This window comes from Paenibacillus sp. PL2-23, assembly GCF_040834005.1.
Taxonomy (GTDB): Bacteria; Bacillota; Bacilli; order Paenibacillales; family Paenibacillaceae; genus Pristimantibacillus.
Genome location: NZ_CP162129.1, coordinates 2,987,276 through 3,002,802 on the forward strand (window position 1 = coordinate 2,987,276; position 15,527 = coordinate 3,002,802).

The following is a 15,527-nucleotide window of genomic DNA, read 5'->3' on the forward strand; positions in this document are numbered from 1 at the left end:
TTGGAATCCAGTCTCCTTGTCTGATACAATAATTCCGAATGAGTACGCCAAGGGGGGGACCACATGACTTTCGGAGCTCGGATGCTTAAGACCGGCATTGCCGTTACGCTCGCCTTGTATGTGAGCAGCTGGCTTGAATTCTCTCCTCCAGTTATTGCCGCGGTTGCCGCCATCTTCGCGCTTCAGCCGTCCATCTACCGGTCTTGGCGGCATTTCCTTGAGCAGGTGCAGGCGAACACGCTTGGCGCTATCATCGCGCTGCTTGCGGGCACCTACTTCTCGAATGAGCCCATCGCCATTGGCGTTGTCTGCATTCTGGTCATCATGCTCTGTATGAAAATCGGGATGAGCGAGTCGATCGGCCTGACGCTCGTCACGGTTGTAGCCGTAATGGAGGCGTCCGGGCAATGGCAATTCGCCCTGAATCGCTTCCTGCTCAGTATGATCGGCATCGTATCCGCCTTCCTGCTTAATATTGCCTTTATTCCGCCGGACCCCAGGGAGCAATTCAACAAGCAGATTCACAGCGTATTCAACCAGCTGTCGCTGCTGCTGCGAACCGCGATTTCCGACGAGATCAAGGAGAAGGTATTCCGGGAGCAGAAGCAGGAGCTGGCGGATGGCCTCCGGGCCTTGTCCGATAAGTACAAGCTGCTTGAGGAGGAGCGCAAGAAGCTGAAGCGGGCGAAGTATCGGCAGAAGCGGCAGATCGTCGTATACAAGCAGTTGCTTCATAATTTGCAGAAGGGCTATGAGGTGCTGGAGGCGGTGCAGGAGCATTATTTCCAATCCGACCGGACGCCCGCGATCAATCAATGTTATGACCGGCACCTGGAGATGCTCATTAAGTTCAACGAGCATGTGCTGCTCAAAATTGAGGAGAAGGTGAAGCCGGGCAGCTGGAAATCCGATACGGTGGAGCGGGATAACGACGCGTTCATACGGGTCGCCAGAAGCCAGCTTGCAGAGGATCAGGACGGCTCGCTGAGGCTGCTTATCGTCGCAGCGGCCATCTACGATTACGGCCATCAGACCATCCGGTCGAATCGCCTGGTGGAACGCAAGGAAGCGGAGGAGCAGGACCAACAAACTATGAACATGATAAGGGAGAGTTAATGAATGAAGCATGCTCCAACGGCTATTCTGCTTATTCTCATGCAAATCTTATTCGGACTTAGTACACTATTGTGGGCGATTTATGTACTCATGACGCTGCTGATGGCGGATCAATTCGGCGATCTGAACGCCATTGAGACCGCATCGATGATTATGATCTGGCTATTTCCCATCGCTTCCATCGGGACAGCTATCATCAGTTGGATCTTGTATCATAAACGCGCATTCCGGAAAGCCGGCTGGATCAGCATTATCCCGGCGTTGTGGATTGTTCCCTTATTCGGCTTCTTCGAATAAGCAGCCCCTACCGATGACATAAGAGGCAGCCTTGGACTAGATAAACCGTCCAAGGCTGCCTCTTTCCTATTTCCTATGAATGGCATACGCCCGACTGGGCAAAATAGGATAAAATTCGGCAGCAGGGAGGCGGAGCTTTATGATTTCCAAACCGGGCACCGCGAACAACTATGAGCAGCTTGGCAAGCAGCTGCACAACAGCAGCGATTTCAAGTCTCGCTTGCTCCATGCGGGAGAGCATCGCTACCGACTGTTCTATATGGATTCCATGATCGATCCGAAGATTGTACAGGATCATATTATTCAGCCCTTGCTTCAACAGCCGGGAGTGCCGGTCGGCGAGGCGGTTACGATACTGAATTATGCCGAGACCGATTGGCTGCCGGAAGCGGCGAAGGCAATTATTGAGGGGAAAAGCGTACTGCAGCGCGAGGGCGATGCCACCCTGTATTTGCTCGACACACCGCTCAACAAGGAGCGCTCTATTAATATTCCCGTGAACGAACGTGCGCTTCGCGGCTCCAACGAAGCACTAATTGAGAACCTGCAAACGAATGTGTATATGCTGCGGCAGATGATGGCAACGTCAGACTTAGCCGTCAAATCCTATACGCTGGGAAAGCGAACAAATACGACGGTGTCCATTCTATACATGGACTCCCTTGTGAATAAGGATGTGCTTCGGGAATTCGAGAAGCGCATTCAGCAAATTGAGCTGGATTATGTAGAGGCTCCGGGTTTTGTGCGGGAGCTGATCCAAGACAAGCAATTTGCCATGTTTCCACGGTTTCTGGTCACCGAGAGGCCCGACCGTGTTCGATCTTATCTCATGGACGGCAAAATTGCCATTATAACCGAAGGCTCTCCGGACTGCCTGATCCTGCCCGTTACGTTCTGGGCATTCTTCCAGTCGCCGGATGATTATCAGCTGGGGTGGATGTTCGGCAGCGCCGTAAGGCTGCTTCGCATATTCTGTTTCCTCATTGCAATCAGCTTGCCGGGCGCCTATGTCGCTCTTGTCACCTTCGATCCGCGCATGCTGCCGTTCGAGATCGCGTTGACGCTGCAAAGCTCCTTGCAATATATTGCGATGTCGCCGCTGCTGGAGGCGGTGTTTATGCTCTTGACGCTTGAAATTCTGCGCGAGGCCTCCATTAGACTGCCCAACCCCATCGGCCAGACTCTTGGTGTTGTTGGAGGTATTGTGATAGGCACCATTGTTGTACAATCCAATCTGATCTCCAACATGATGGTTATCGTGATTGCGGTGACAGGCATCTCTTCATTCATTATTCCAACTTACGAGATGAGCGGGGCTGCCAGATATTTAACGTATCCCTTCATCGTACTGTCCGCGTTGTTTGGACTCATTGGCCTGGTGCTGGCATACATGCTGCTCATTACGCACTTGTCGAGACTGCATACTATGGGTATTCCGTATTTCATATCCAGCGTAGGTCCGAGGAGAAGCTGGGATACGGTGTTTCGCGCTCCTATTCGCTTACTGAAGCAACGCAAAAATAGCAAAAGCGACTTGGGCTGAAATCCAATGAAGCAGGAGGGACAAGCGAAATGAACATTAGATTGACCAAAATTACAGCATTTCAGCTATTTGCCCTCGTCATATTGAATCAAGTCGGATTTAATGTGCTTACGATTCCATTCCCGCAGTCCCATGACGCGGGTTATGACGCCTGGCTGTCCATCCTGCTGGGAGGAGTCTGGGCGCAGCTTATCATTCTCGTGATCTATTGGCTATGCACACGCTACCCGGATATGCCGCTGCCCCAGTCTATTCGGCTCATAGCGGGGCAGGCGGTCGGCACCTTCCTTAATCTCATTATTGCAATCTATTGCCTGGAATCCAGCCTATTGATCATCGTGTCATACGCAGACGTCATCAACCGCTGGGTTCTATACGCGACTCCTTGGTCGGTCTTGATTGGCATATCCATATTTATCGCCGCGTATGTCGCATCCTCCACACTAAGAGTAATCGCTACCATTACACAGACCATTATTCTGATGTTCCTGCTCTGCTTGATTCTCATCTTCATCAGCGGGATGGGGAAGGGCTCCTTCCTGCATTTCCTCCCAATGGGCGCTCATGGGCTTGGGCCTATCTTAAAGGCCTCATTGCCGGCCTTCTGGGTATACGCAGGCTATGAGCTATTGCTATATGTATTTCCCTACGTCGACAACCGCTCTCATAAAAAAACATTGCTTGTGATGACCGCCGCAAACGGGGCGACAACGTTCCTGTATGTCATGGTTGCGCTCATTGTGACGCACAACTTTAACGAAAGCCAGCTATCGGCCATCCCCGAGCCGTTAATTTTTCTGCTGCGCCAATTCAACTGGCCCGTCATGCAAAGCTTGGACATCTTAATGATCGCGGTCTGGTTCTCGATTACCACCGTTACCGCTTATGTGTATTTGTTTCTGGCTGCCCGCTACTTCGCCTTTATTCGGAAATCGGAGATCCGAAGGCACGGACTGCTCGTGTTTATTTTCGCCGTCATCATGTTCCTTGCAGGCTTGTGGGGCTCGGATCGGTCGCATATTCATTTGTTTTCGAATTATCACAATATAGCGACTGTCGTGGTTGTTGCGGCTATGCCGGCAATCTTGCTGATTGTCTCTTTGGCTCGCGGAAAAAAGGGGAGTATGGAATGAAAATAAAAGTATGGATCGTTGCGGCAGCCTGTATGCTGCTTACCGGCTGCTGGGATCAATTGCCGCTGCGCGATATTAAGCTGATCGACGCGGCAGGCATGGACATCGATGAAGAGAGCGGCGAGGTCAAGCTCTTGAACGTGGTGACGATTCTGAAAAAGGCGGGACAAGGCGAGGGCGAGCCCTCCTCGGTGACGACTGAGCTTGTGGGACCTAGTATGGTGGAGGCTATTGGACGCGGAGATTATATCGACAATGGACCGTTCATCGGGCTCAATACGAGAATATTCCTTCTGAGCGAGCGATTTGCCGCTAACGATCCCATTGATCAAATAGAATTTCTGCTGCATGCTCCCTATGCCTCCGTGAATGCCAACGTTGTCGTGATGGACGACTCTGTCCTGAAACTGATGAAGAAGCCGCCGAAGTCCTTGACCGAGGAGCTAAGCAATTTCATCAACACCTTGGATGCCAATGGCATTATCGAGAATGTGCCGCTTATGCAGTTTATATTGTCTAAAGAGAACACGCTGGAGGATCTGGCTTTGCCTCTAATCAAGGCATCCGATTCCAATATTGAGCTATCCGGCGCGCTGCTCTTCAGCGAAGGCATCAGCTCCAATGTGAAGCTTGACGAAGAGCAGCTTCGCATGCTGAACTTCTTGCTTGGCAGCAATTACGGCAGACAGACGATCATTAACAGGCTGGGGGGCAAAAAAATCAAACGTCCGCTAACCGGCCATACGGGCAACTCCTATTACGGCTTTACCGTTCGGAAGGAGCAAGCCAAGATGAAAGTAGAGATTCCTTCCAGCGGGTTGCCGACAGCGCACATAGACGTGCGTATGAAAATAAAAAATTTCGGGCATGGGATCAGTCTTCTTACCCCGGAGGATGCCAGGAGAATGGAGAAGGAGATTGCCGCTCAGCTGGATACAACGGCCCATGAGACGATCTCGCTTCTGCAGCAGGGGAATTCTGATCTGCTCGGCATTGGCTCCACCATAAGAGCCCATTACCCCAAGCAGTGGAGTGGGATGGTCTGGAGAGAGGTTTATCCCAAAATGTCCATTACAGCCGCCTTCCAGGTGCAAATCGTAAACGCGTTAGAATAGCTTGCGCTCCGCTGCATTCGGTGCAAATGAGGTGCAAATCAGTCGTTGACACGACTCCGAGCAGCGTCCTATAATCTTTACGTTGCAGAGTTACACCAAATATTGGAGGAGCATGAGCGATGAGCTTAACATTGGAATTGGATTTTCAGTATTCAACCTCGGTGGAGCGGCTCTGGTCTGCTCTAACGGATTCCGAGCAGCTGGCCAAGTGGGTATTGGCGAACAACTTTAAGCCGATCGTCGGCTACCGCTTCCAGTTCCGGTCTCAGCCGAATGAATATTGGGATGGGCTGATTGACGGAGAAGTGCTCGTCGTTGATCCGCCTACACGGTTGACATACACCTGGGGTGTAGGGGAAGAGAAGCATACGGTCCATTGGACCATTCAGGATCTGGGCGACGGCAAGGTCAACCTTCACCTGGAGCAGACCGGTATCTCGAATGCACAAGGCTTGAACGGTGCCAAGTACGGCTGGAGTAATTGGGCTGCGGAGCTGGACAAACTGCTGGCGCTGTAAGTGCTTGTGCTATAAGTTACCCGTGTCAGAATGAATTTAGGGAGGGTGTTGGCATTGAGCGAATGGAAGCAAGAATATATTGTGCTATCGGGCGCCAGGGAAAACAATCTCAAAAACGTTTCCTTGCGTATTCCCAAACGGAAAATTACGATTTTCACCGGTGTATCAGGCTCCGGCAAATCCTCGATTGTATTCGATACGATTGCCGCTGAGTCCACACGGCTGCTGAACGAAAACTTCAGCATGTTTGTGCGCAACTTCCTGCCCAAGGTGCCTCAGCCCGACACGGACGCCATTGAGAATCTCAGTATGGCTGTCATCGTCGATCAGAAGCGTCTTGGCGGCGGGTCCCACTCCACAATGGGCACTATAACCGACATCTCGCCCATCCTGCGGCTATTGTTCTCCAGAGCAGGGCAGCCTCACGTGGGTCCCGTGCATCTGTTCTCCTTCAATGATCCGCAAGGCATGTGTCCCGATTGCAACGGCATAGGCCGCAAGCTCGGCGTAGACCTGGACAAGGCGGTGGATATGTCCAAGTCTATGAATGAAGGAGCGATCATGCTGCCGGGGTACGGCGTAAACGATTGGGAATGGAATATGATTATGCAGTCAGGCGACTTCGATGCGGATAAGAAGCTCAGCGATTACTCCGCCGAGGAGCTCGAGCAATTGCTCTACGGCAAAGCGAAGAAGGTGCAAATCGACTTCGGCGGCAAAGCCATGAATATAACGGTAGAAGGCGCAATTGAGAAATTTACGGGCAAATATATCAGGCAGGATGTCAAAGCAAAGTCCGAACGCACGCAAAAATCAGTGATGCCTTTCATAACGGAAGGCCCCTGTCCCAGCTGCCGGGGAGCACGGCTGAGTCAAGCGGCGCTGGGCTGCCAAATCAATGGCTACAACATAGCCGACCTGTCCGCCATGGAGGTTGGCCAGCTTATTCGCGTCATAAGAGAAATAAGCGATCCCGTGGCCGCTCCTATCGTGAAGCCACTGACAGAGCGGCTGCAGCACCTTGTCGATATCGGACTCGACTATTTGACGCTGGATCGCGAGACGGATACCTTGTCGGGAGGAGAGTCGCAGCGCGTCAAGATGGTGAAGCATCTAAGCGGCAGCCTCGTCGATGTTACGTATATATTCGATGAGCCAAGCGTGGGCCTGCATCCACGGGATGTGCATCGATTGAACGAGCTGCTGCGGAAGCTTCGAGACAAGGGCAATACTGTTATCGTTGTGGAGCATGATCCCGACGTGATCAAGGTCGCCGACCACATTGTGGATGTGGGCCCGCATGCCGGAAGCCGCGGAGGGACGATTGTCTATGAAGGCAGCTATGACGGTCTGCTGGAAGCGGATACGCTGACAGGCACCCATATGAAGCGCCCGCTCCAGCTGAAGCAAGCCTGTCGAGCACATGCCGGCAAGCTGCCTATCCGCGACGCGACGCTGCACAACCTGAAGAAGGTGAGCGTTGAGATTCCAACGGGTGTGATGACCGTTGTAACTGGCGTTGCCGGCTCGGGCAAAAGCACGCTGATTAACGATGTATTCTTAAGCCAGCATCCCGACGCCATCGTCATCGACCAGTCAGCGGTCGGTGTGTCTACACGCTCAAATCCCGCTACCTACACGGGCATTATGGATGATGTGCGCAAGGCGTTTGCCTCAGCCAACAAGGTGAACCAAGGCTTGTTCAGCTTCAACTCCAAGGGCGCTTGCGAGAATTGCCAAGGCTTAGGCGTCGTCTATATCGACATATCCTTCCTCGACAGCGTTAAGCTGCCTTGTGAAGCCTGCGGCGGCAAACGGTTCAAGGAAGAGGTGCTGGCGTACCAGCTGAACGGCAAAAACATCGCGGAAGTGCTGGAGATGACGGTGGAGCAAGCGCTTGGCTTCTTCGAGCTTAAGGAGGTGTCGCGCAAGCTTCAGGCGATGAGCGATGTCGGATTGAACTACATTACGCTTGGGCAGCCGCTCAGCACGCTATCGGGTGGTGAATGCCAGCGAATCAAGCTCGCAAGCGAGCTTCACAAGAAGGGCAGCATCTATGTGATGGACGAGCCGACAACCGGCTTGCATATGTCAGACATAGGCCAGCTGCTTGGCATTATGAACCGGCTGGTGGATGCCGGCAATACGGTTATCGTCATTGAGCATAATCTGGACGTGATCAGCCAGGCGGATTGGATCATTGATATGGGGCCGGATGGAGGAACCAGGGGCGGCCAGGTTGTATTCGAAGGCTTGCCAACGGATATCGTACATGCGGAGGGGTCGATTACGGGCCGTTATTTGGCGTAGCTTGATCCCAGCGGTGTGGAGATACATCTAGGTTTGATGGAGGCTGTCGGCTCTGCCGCAGCCTCTTATTTGCGCGTCCACTAACGCATAATGCCGGAGTCCTGCAAAATCGTTTCAACGGATACCTCGACCGCCGCCTCTGCGAATACCTCCGCCCAGCGATCCTGTACCGGCTTCCATTCCTTATAGGTGTAGGCGCGCGCGTATAATCCGAACCCAAACGGGTCAACCCGCCATTTTTGCGCCTTCTGAATCACACGTTCCAGCTGATTCTTCATTTCCTCATTAATCATGCCGGTCAGCTCCTCTGAGCGTTCTTCAACCTGCTCGGCAAAATATTTTTCCGAAATCGTAATGGGATTTTGAAGTGAATTTGAAAATAAAAACGGTCCTGCTTACATTGGACCTTCACTTGACGATTCGCTTTGACGGCATAAAAGCTGATATAGCCTGATTTCAAAATGTTAGTGTTGGGCTTCATCTCGGGAAGCTTCAGCGAAATGGATATTTCCTCCTGGCCTTTGCCTTGAAGCAATAAGAGCCATTGGCTGTCTGTCAGTCCAAGCTTACCCGCCAGCTTTCCTTCATTATCCAATAGAGCCGTGCCCAGCAGCTCAATATCCTTTTTCCTTCTTAGCAAGGTAATGGAGGGAGTGATGCCCTTGTCGATAATTTGGCGGCGAAACTCCTGTAGCGATGTTCTTGGCACAACTCCACGCGAGGACGCGGTGTCGATCAGCTTGGTGACATGCTGAGGCAGCCGGGGCTTGTCCTCCGGCGCGAAGTTGATGATATCCGCCACTGAACCATCCACCGCGACAATACGCGTGTTCACGGTATTCTTGGCATCGCGAAACAGGACGTCCAGGAGCGCGTACCAGTCCTTATATTCCAGCACCTTCTGTCCCACCAGGAGGACCTGCAGCTTGCCGCCGACAACCTTGGCCGTAGCCATGGAATCAAATTTCCCGCGGGCTTGCCTAAGCGTCTCTGTGCGAATGCCAATCTCCTCATTTTTTTTCCGCGCTTCCTTACTGAATACAGGCGAGGACATATAAGCAAGGAGCTCGTTGTCCTCGTTCAGGTCCAGGCCGGACATGAGAGCAAGCGTAATATCCTCCAGATCCAGACGATCTTCGCAGCCGGTCAGCAGCGCCAAGCCCAGGAGAATGACAAGGGTACGGCGCATCATGGAGTCAAGCCTCCTTTCCTTAGACGCAATGCGGCGACCAGCAGCCATAACAACAGCGGTAGCGCAAAGGCGGCAATGAATCCGTATATATTCAAAAGCTTGATTAATTCATTATTTTTGATAAAGGTGGGGCCATGGCCAAACACGATTATGCAGCCAATCCCCAGGAGAATAAGCAGTGTCCTCGTAAACTTCCGGCTGCCGAATAGCTGGCTTGCGCAGGAAGTCGCGATATGTATGGAGGGAATCCACGTTGTTGACACAATTAGCAGATAGCCTGAGAACACAATGATATCGACCCGCTCCACAAATCGGAACTCGATCACCTTCAGCAAGCTGATCACCGGCTCATGATAGGAGGAGATGTCATCCGGGCTGAAGAAAACGAAGCACACAATCGTTACCATTACATAGACGAGCAGCGTAAGTGTATTCGCGATTACCATGCCCTTTACCGCATGCTTCTTCTTGTTCAGGCCCGCATAGAAAAAAAACGCCGCCTCAAATCCAAGAAAGGACAGCAGGGTAGAGGGAATTGCATCCACGACCGGCAGCATACCGTCCTTCAGAATCGGCAGTATATGCAGCCAATGGGCTTCTCGAAGGGGGAGCAGGAACATGTACAGCATCCACAGCGAGAACAGAAAGATAAATTCCGCATATCTACCCAATATACGCAGCCCTTTGCGGGCTATCATGTAAGTGGGTATACAAAATAACAAAAAGAAGATAGAAGCGTTAGACTGCTGCAATATCCAAGATTCAATATGTAAGCTCATACGTGCCAGCACCGTGTAGGCGAACAGGGCGTAATATAGGCCGAAAAAGAGATACGCCGCTTTGCCCGCCCACTTGCCCATAATTCTGGACAGCAGCTCCGGCAAGGTGCAGTCCGGGTAACGCTTCATCAATTGAATGATGAGGATGCTGGCGGTAAGCGATGCTAACCAGCCAACAAATAAGGCGATCCAGCCGTCAGTCCCTCCCTTCTCAGCGAGCGCGGACGGCAACGACAGCATGCCAACGCCTATTTGCATGCCATGAATAAGAAAGGTGTATTGGACAAGGGTAATTTCATTGATGCCTTGCTTCTTCATGCGTTTCCTTCTTCCCGATTGTGATCCCCCATACGGACCCCCTGCTGCGCAGGCACGCTTTGGGGCCGCTTCTTCAATAGCCAGATTGGCAATCGGATAATAGAATCCTTCCAATCCGCTATACGAATAGGCATCAGTGGAGAGCTGTACGGAGTTCCAAGTGATTCCAGCGAAATAAGATGCCCAATTAATATCATCGCTCCGATTACGATGCCTGTAATGCCGAACATCGCGGAAATAATCATCATTGGAAAACGAATAAACCGTATCGCTGCCCCCATGTCATAGCTCGGAATAATAAATGTTGCAATAGCTGTGAACGCTACGACGATAACCATCAGATTGCTGACGATGCCCGCCTGCACAGCGGTCTGTCCCAGCACAATACCGCCCACAATGCCAACGGTCTGGCCGATAGGGGAGGGCAGACGGATACCGGCTTCCCGCAGCATTTCCAGCGTAATTTCCATGATCAGCGCTTCTATAAAGGGCGGGAATGGAACGCTTCCTCTCACCTCGCCTATCGTCAGCAGCAATTCCAGGGGAATAATCTCATAATTAAACGAGATGATCGCAATATAGATGGATGGCAGGAACAAGGCCATCAGCAATCCCAGGAAACGAAGTATCCGGATAAACGAAGCGACGATCCAGCGCGTTCCGAAATCATCGGTGCTTTGGAAAAACGCATTCATGGTGGATGGACCAATCACCACGCTGGGGGAGCGATCCACCACCACACAAAATCTGCCCTGCAGCAGCTCGGAGGCTGTCACATCGGGACGCTCTGTCATCAGAAATTGAGGGAATGGGGAATAAGGATTGTCTTCAATCCATTCAATGAGCATACCGGTATTCAATACACTGTCGACCTGAATACGGCTGATGCGGCCTTTCAGCTCCTCCAGCAGCTCGGGGTTGGCAATATCTCCAATCGATATAACGGCAATCTTAGTCTGAACCCGATCCCCAATTGTCACTTCCTCAATGTTCAATTCGCGATTGGCTACATATCTGCGTATCATCGCAATGTTCTGGCTGTACGTTTCCGTAAATCCGAGATGAGCGCCCTTCAGAGTCGCCTCCAGCTGAGGCTCTTCTATAGCTCGCTCTGGCCATCCCTGTGCGTTCATCATGCGAGCCACGTTGCTGCCCGCCTCCAGGACGACACTGAAGCCGTTCAGAAGCGCAGACTCCAGCTCGTCCAATGTCGATGTCTGTACCAGGAAAGGAGCCGTGGACTCCATCATGTCGATATCGCCGCTCTCCAGCACAGGCTTCACCATATAGGTATGAATAATGGCTTTGTCAGTTAATCCATCCATGTATATCAAGGCGATCTGCCGCTCTAGCCGCGGGCTCTGCAGGACACGAACAACCAGGTCGGGAGCGCTGTTGAAGCGGCGATTCAACTCCAACAGATTGGCTTGCAGATCCTGGCTGATTTCATTTGTCATCTTTATCGTCGTACCCATTCAATTCCCCCCTTGCTTCTAATTATTTCCTTGGAGGGTTGGCAGTATTCGACAGATCTAGTTCCAAAGACTTATTCGTGCAATCGGACAGATATGTTAGCATTAAAGCTAAATGGATAATTTTGCAATCGTGGAGGCGAGCTCATGCACGTTCTGAAGGATGCGAGGACACGATCGGCGCGTCCAGGCCAAGCTGGACCACAGGCTGCGAATGGGACCAAGGGGGCGGCAACGCCTAACGGGGCAGGGCGCTTTCACTTCAGCGGCGTTGGTCAAGGCTTATCGGCCGCGCAGGCTATTGGCCTGCAGCAAACGTTAGGCAACCAAGCTGTAGCTCAGCTCATGAGAAGCGGCTTGCCAGCAGCAGCAGCCATGCCTAACAGGCTGCCAGCAATAGGAACAGCCAAGCCGCCCGTTGTGCAGCGTCGCGTCATCAATAGTGATGTATACCAAGCCTATGATTCTACCAAAGCCAGACCGTCCACGAAATGCCTGTTCACTGCCTCTGAGCAGGAGGATCAGATTATCAAATGGGATCAGGATGCCGCCAAGCAGATCAGAACGCTTCAATCGTTGGCACAGAATGAAATGGTGAAAGAAAAGGCCGAAGCGGCGCTCATTAACATGACCGGCAAAAAGAAGGAGCTTGCAAGGCTAAAAGGCGAAGGTTCATCAGCGATGACAATCATGCTTGAAAGGTACAGCAAAAATGCCGTCCCGGTCGTTCGGAAAAATACAAACAATCGGCAATCCTTGCTGGAAAAAAAGGCGGCGCTGAGCGCGTATCTCACTCAGGTAAACGAACAAGATACCATCGTCATCAATGCCATTCAGACCCATGCAGACAAAGTGAAATCTGCTTATGACCTCGCCCAGTCGCTTCAGTCCGAAATCTCGCAACTGGTTACCACGCTGCAGCAGGAGGCGAATGCAAAGCAGCAGGGGAAAGACCGCTACGAAAGCATGAAGGCGTCCAATCAGCAAGCCAGCGATTCGGGCGGCTTATATGAGCGCGCCCAAAGCATTGGCGTATCGGGACAAGACGCGATCCTGACAGAGGTTCAGAAAGCGGATGATATGGCGTCCAATAAGCTGTGGGTTGAAGCAGGACAAACCGCCTCCGCAGCCAGTGGGCTCATGCATACGATGCAAAATAAAGTAACCGAAAACGAAGCAAGCAAAAAGCGGTATGAGGAGCTTCTTCCGGAGCTGTCGCTTTGCAAAAGCGTTACGGCAGAATTCGCCCGATTGAGGATCAAGGATGACGGTCAGCTGCAGGGAATGAATGATGATCATAAGGAAGCTAAGAAGGCGGCTGGCAGGGGGGAATGGACGCAAGCGAAACAATTGGCACAAAAGGCGGTTAAGCTTGCCAACAAGCTGGATAAGCTGGCCGATTTGTTCCGAGACTTCTCGGATGGGAATAAGCCCAAGCTGCTGCAGGGCACGCTAATGCAGATATTCAATAAGCTGGGGCAACGTACGGATTACACCAATCAAGACGCGCTGCAATATATGCAGGATATATATGAACAGCAATGTGCGGTCTCTAGGTACAATTGGCTGACGTTCCTGGGGATTGCCGGCGGGAATATTGTAGGCACGAATAACGATCATTATACGACCTTTAACGACTCTGTTCCGCCCCATGCATCCTTCTCTGTAAAGGGCAAAACAAAAGTGAAATTATGCGATGAATTGTTCGGCATTGGCAATGATATGCTGCGGCTCCACTCCACGCGAGTTGTTGGCACGGCCCGTTATCATCGCTATTGGCAAACGGAAGGCCAGCTCGCGCCCATCTATTCGCAGAATGTCACGGAAGATAACTTGGCGAGCACCAATACGCAAGCTTACGATGCCCTTAACCTGCGTTATCAATCCATGCGCGACCATATGCTGACCAAGGCGCAGGAGGCGATTGACCTGCATGGACGCGTGGGCAACAATGATCGAGGGCAGCAGCTGGTGTTCCCGTCATAGCACGGCATAGAAAGGAATGAACGATCACTGCTTCCCTATGATTGGCAAAACAACCTCACAGAATGGCTTGGGGAATGGGGCCCATGGGCCATTCTGATCAGTCTTCTGCTTAATATGGTAATCAGCATATTCGGCTTTATACCATCCGTCTTCCTGTCAGGAGCGAATGTGGCGATATTCGGCCTTGTGCCTGGCTTCCTGATCTCCTGGATCGGTGAAATATTAGGCTCCATTGTGACCTACTGGCTCTATGGAAAAGGCGTAACGTGGTTCTTACATAAGCAACAGAGGAATTGGAAATGGCAGCGCTCATGGCGCGATATGAGCCGCAGAAAGCAATTCACTGCGCTCCTATTGGCCCGGATTACGCCCGCGGTGCCTTCCGCATTCGTGACGATAGCCGCATTGGCGAGCTCCATTCCATTTGGCGTCTATTTATTCGCTACGATCATTGGGAAGCTGCCCTCCATCGCCATGGAGACCTTGCTCATGCACGACCTGCTGTTTCTGAAGGAGCATGCGTTCCGATTCATGATATCCCTTGCTTTATTGCTGGCGCTTTATCTCTATTTGAGAAAACAAACGAAGAAATTCACATAAGCGACAAACATTTTTGACAAATTCATGAGGTTTGCAAAGATGCAACATCTGGTCGATTCGTTATGGTAACCTATACTTGAGAATCGACTTAGAAGGAGTGTTCGTGTCATGCGGATGCAAAGCAATGCGATGAGCGTTGAACCGATTTCGACATCAGTGACCAAGGTGCTCTTCGAAACGATCAAAATAGGCATCGTGAAATCAAATCTTATCGCGATGATAGCGGGACTCAGCATGGCGATGTATGTCCATCAAATTGCGTTTCTGGACAAGATCGGCAATATGGCCCTGGCCTTGATCGGTTCGACATTTGTTATCGGAGCCGCCGGCATTTTCAATAACTTATATGACCGGGACATCGATCGTTTGATGAACCGGACCAAAAACAGGCCAACCGTATCCGGCATTATTGATGTATGGAGCGGACTTCTCCTTGGCGGCTGGATTGCGCTTGGAGGACTGGTGGCGCTGTATATTGCTTCGCCTTTGGCCGCGCTCATGGGCTTTCTTGGCTTATTCCTGTACGTAGTGCCTTATACGATGTGGACCAAGCGGAGAACGGTGTACAATACCGAAGTGGGGAGCTTGTCTGGAGCGATGCCGCCTCTCATCGGATGGGCCGCTATCTCGCCGGATATTTATCACCCTGGCTCCATCGCCTTGTTCGTGTTAATGGTCATCTGGCAAATGCCGCATTTCTATGCGATTGCCATTCGCCGCATGGAGGAATATCGAGCGGCCGGCATTCCGATGCTGCCCGTCGTGAAGGGTATACGGAGAACATACCTCCAGATGAACGTCTACTTGGCAGCGCTGTTCCTTAGCAGCTATCTGTTCTGGTCATTCAACCCTTATATCGCGGCAGCGAACGCGCTGCTGAGCCTCGTATGGCTTGTCATGAGCGTCAGAGGCTATCGCCGGCAGCAAGAGGAGCAGTGGGCGCGCTCGATGTTCATTTTCTCCTTAAATCATATTACGATCTTGCTGCTGATGATTGTCGGGTATTGTATAGCGGCACCATTATTCCAATAAGGTCTGCTCAACCAGCCTTCTTATTCCTCCTCGTGGGGAAGAGAAGGCTTTTTTTTATATCGGCAAAATGAACCTTTTGGAGCTGTTGTTTGTTTATATAACAAACAGCAATCCAA

14 protein-coding genes are annotated in these 15,527 nt (G+C 51.6%); 10 read left to right on the forward strand and 4 right to left on the reverse strand.

Annotated elements, in window-relative coordinates; genetic code table 11:
• Nucleotides 1-63 precede the first annotated feature (63 nt).
• The 7 genes from AB1S56_RS12995 (at nucleotide 64) to AB1S56_RS13025 (ending at nucleotide 8,032) form a co-directional block, all read left to right on the forward strand.
• Entirely contained in the window at nucleotides 64-1,116 is a 1,053-nt protein-coding gene (locus tag AB1S56_RS12995; RefSeq protein WP_340871846.1) for an aromatic acid exporter family protein, read from the forward strand.
• A 3-nt stretch (nucleotides 1,117-1,119) separates the two neighbouring features.
• A complete protein-coding gene (locus AB1S56_RS13000; protein ID WP_340871845.1) occupies nucleotides 1,120-1,413 on the forward strand; it encodes a hypothetical protein in 294 nt (97 codons plus the stop codon).
• Between the two features lie 139 nt (nucleotides 1,414-1,552).
• Nucleotides 1,553-2,956: a spore germination protein gene (locus AB1S56_RS13005; protein WP_340871843.1), complete on the forward strand. Its 1,404-nt coding sequence runs from the start codon at nucleotides 1,553-1,555 to the stop codon at nucleotides 2,954-2,956.
• Nucleotides 2,957-2,985: 29 nt separating this feature from the next.
• On the forward strand, nucleotides 2,986-4,089 hold the full coding sequence (locus AB1S56_RS13010; RefSeq protein WP_340871841.1) for a GerAB/ArcD/ProY family transporter: 1,104 nt from the start codon (nucleotides 2,986-2,988) through the stop codon (nucleotides 4,087-4,089).
• Nucleotides 4,086-5,204 carry a Ger(x)C family spore germination C-terminal domain-containing protein gene (locus tag AB1S56_RS13015; RefSeq protein ID WP_340871840.1) on the forward strand — a complete coding sequence of 373 codons (1,119 nt, stop codon included), beginning with the start codon at nucleotides 4,086-4,088 and terminating at the stop codon, nucleotides 5,202-5,204. The genes AB1S56_RS13010 and AB1S56_RS13015 overlap by 4 nt, the downstream gene beginning before the upstream one ends.
• Nucleotides 5,205-5,323: 119 nt before the next feature.
• On the forward strand, nucleotides 5,324-5,722 hold the full coding sequence (locus AB1S56_RS13020; protein ID WP_340871838.1) for an SRPBCC domain-containing protein: 399 nt from the start codon (nucleotides 5,324-5,326) through the stop codon (nucleotides 5,720-5,722).
• A 54-nt stretch (nucleotides 5,723-5,776) separates the two neighbouring features.
• Nucleotides 5,777-8,032: an excinuclease ABC subunit UvrA gene (locus tag AB1S56_RS13025; protein WP_340871836.1), complete on the forward strand. Its 2,256-nt coding sequence runs from the start codon at nucleotides 5,777-5,779 to the stop codon at nucleotides 8,030-8,032.
• Between the two features lie 80 nt (nucleotides 8,033-8,112).
• On the opposite strand, the gene AB1S56_RS13030 is transcribed toward AB1S56_RS13025, so the two are convergent.
• From AB1S56_RS13030 to AB1S56_RS13045, 4 genes are read right to left on the reverse strand one after another with little or no spacing between them, the layout of a single operon-like run.
• Nucleotides 8,113-8,325, reverse strand: a complete 213-nt coding sequence (locus AB1S56_RS13030) for a Ger(x)C family spore germination C-terminal domain-containing protein (protein ID WP_340871834.1) — start codon at nucleotides 8,323-8,325, stop codon at nucleotides 8,113-8,115.
• Between the two features lie 5 nt (nucleotides 8,326-8,330).
• Complete coding sequence (locus AB1S56_RS13035; protein WP_340871833.1) at nucleotides 8,331-9,224, reverse strand: Ger(x)C family spore germination C-terminal domain-containing protein; 894 nt, start codon at nucleotides 9,222-9,224, stop codon at nucleotides 8,331-8,333.
• Entirely contained in the window at nucleotides 9,221-10,321 is a 1,101-nt protein-coding gene (locus tag AB1S56_RS13040) for a GerAB/ArcD/ProY family transporter (protein WP_340871832.1), read from the reverse strand. Before AB1S56_RS13040 ends, AB1S56_RS13035 begins: the two co-directional genes overlap by 4 nt.
• The gene (locus AB1S56_RS13045) at nucleotides 10,318-11,796 is read right to left on the reverse strand and encodes a spore germination protein (protein ID WP_340871830.1); all 1,479 of its coding nucleotides are present in this window, start codon (nucleotides 11,794-11,796) and stop codon (nucleotides 10,318-10,320) included. Before AB1S56_RS13045 ends, AB1S56_RS13040 begins: the two co-directional genes overlap by 4 nt.
• 144 nt (nucleotides 11,797-11,940) lie before the next feature.
• Here AB1S56_RS13045 and AB1S56_RS13050 point away from each other — a divergent pair, with 144 nt between their 5' ends.
• From AB1S56_RS13050 to cyoE, 3 genes are all read left to right on the forward strand, one after another.
• Nucleotides 11,941-13,779 (forward strand): hypothetical protein, encoded by a 1,839-nt coding sequence (locus AB1S56_RS13050; protein WP_340871829.1) that lies wholly within the window; start codon nucleotides 11,941-11,943, stop codon nucleotides 13,777-13,779.
• A gap of 114 nt (nucleotides 13,780-13,893) precedes the next feature.
• The gene (locus tag AB1S56_RS13055) at nucleotides 13,894-14,379 is read left to right on the forward strand and encodes a VTT domain-containing protein (RefSeq protein ID WP_340871828.1); all 486 of its coding nucleotides are present in this window, start codon (nucleotides 13,894-13,896) and stop codon (nucleotides 14,377-14,379) included.
• Nucleotides 14,380-14,487: 108 nt separating this feature from the next.
• A complete protein-coding gene (gene cyoE, locus AB1S56_RS13060) occupies nucleotides 14,488-15,411 on the forward strand; it encodes a heme o synthase (RefSeq protein ID WP_340871827.1) in 924 nt (307 codons plus the stop codon).
• The last annotated feature ends 116 nt before the right edge of the window (nucleotides 15,412-15,527 follow it).

What these genes read in the sequence shown, in the direction of transcription:
- AB1S56_RS13005 (WP_340871843.1), top strand. Translation starts at nt 1,553, where the DNA reads ATGATTTCCAAACCGGGCACCGCGAACAACTATGAGCAGCTTGGCAAG.
- AB1S56_RS13045 (WP_340871830.1), bottom strand. Translation starts at nt 11,796, where the DNA reads ATGGGTACGACGATAAAGATGACAAATGAAATCAGCCAGGATCTGCAA.
- AB1S56_RS13000 (WP_340871845.1), top strand. Translation starts at nt 1,120, where the DNA reads ATGAAGCATGCTCCAACGGCTATTCTGCTTATTCTCATGCAAATCTTA.
- AB1S56_RS13035 (WP_340871833.1), bottom strand. Translation starts at nt 9,224, where the DNA reads ATGATGCGCCGTACCCTTGTCATTCTCCTGGGCTTGGCGCTGCTGACC.
- AB1S56_RS13020 (WP_340871838.1), top strand. Translation starts at nt 5,324, where the DNA reads ATGAGCTTAACATTGGAATTGGATTTTCAGTATTCAACCTCGGTGGAG.
- AB1S56_RS13015 (WP_340871840.1), top strand. Translation starts at nt 4,086, where the DNA reads ATGAAAATAAAAGTATGGATCGTTGCGGCAGCCTGTATGCTGCTTACC.
- AB1S56_RS13050 (WP_340871829.1), top strand. Translation starts at nt 11,941, where the DNA reads ATGCACGTTCTGAAGGATGCGAGGACACGATCGGCGCGTCCAGGCCAA.
- AB1S56_RS12995 (WP_340871846.1), top strand. Translation starts at nt 64, where the DNA reads ATGACTTTCGGAGCTCGGATGCTTAAGACCGGCATTGCCGTTACGCTC.
- AB1S56_RS13010 (WP_340871841.1), top strand. Translation starts at nt 2,986, where the DNA reads ATGAACATTAGATTGACCAAAATTACAGCATTTCAGCTATTTGCCCTC.
- cyoE (WP_340871827.1), top strand. Translation starts at nt 14,488, where the DNA reads ATGCGGATGCAAAGCAATGCGATGAGCGTTGAACCGATTTCGACATCA.
- AB1S56_RS13040 (WP_340871832.1), bottom strand. Translation starts at nt 10,321, where the DNA reads ATGAAGAAGCAAGGCATCAATGAAATTACCCTTGTCCAATACACCTTT.
- AB1S56_RS13030 (WP_340871834.1), bottom strand. Translation starts at nt 8,325, where the DNA reads ATGATTAATGAGGAAATGAAGAATCAGCTGGAACGTGTGATTCAGAAG.
- AB1S56_RS13055 (WP_340871828.1), top strand. Translation starts at nt 13,894, where the DNA reads ATGGTAATCAGCATATTCGGCTTTATACCATCCGTCTTCCTGTCAGGA.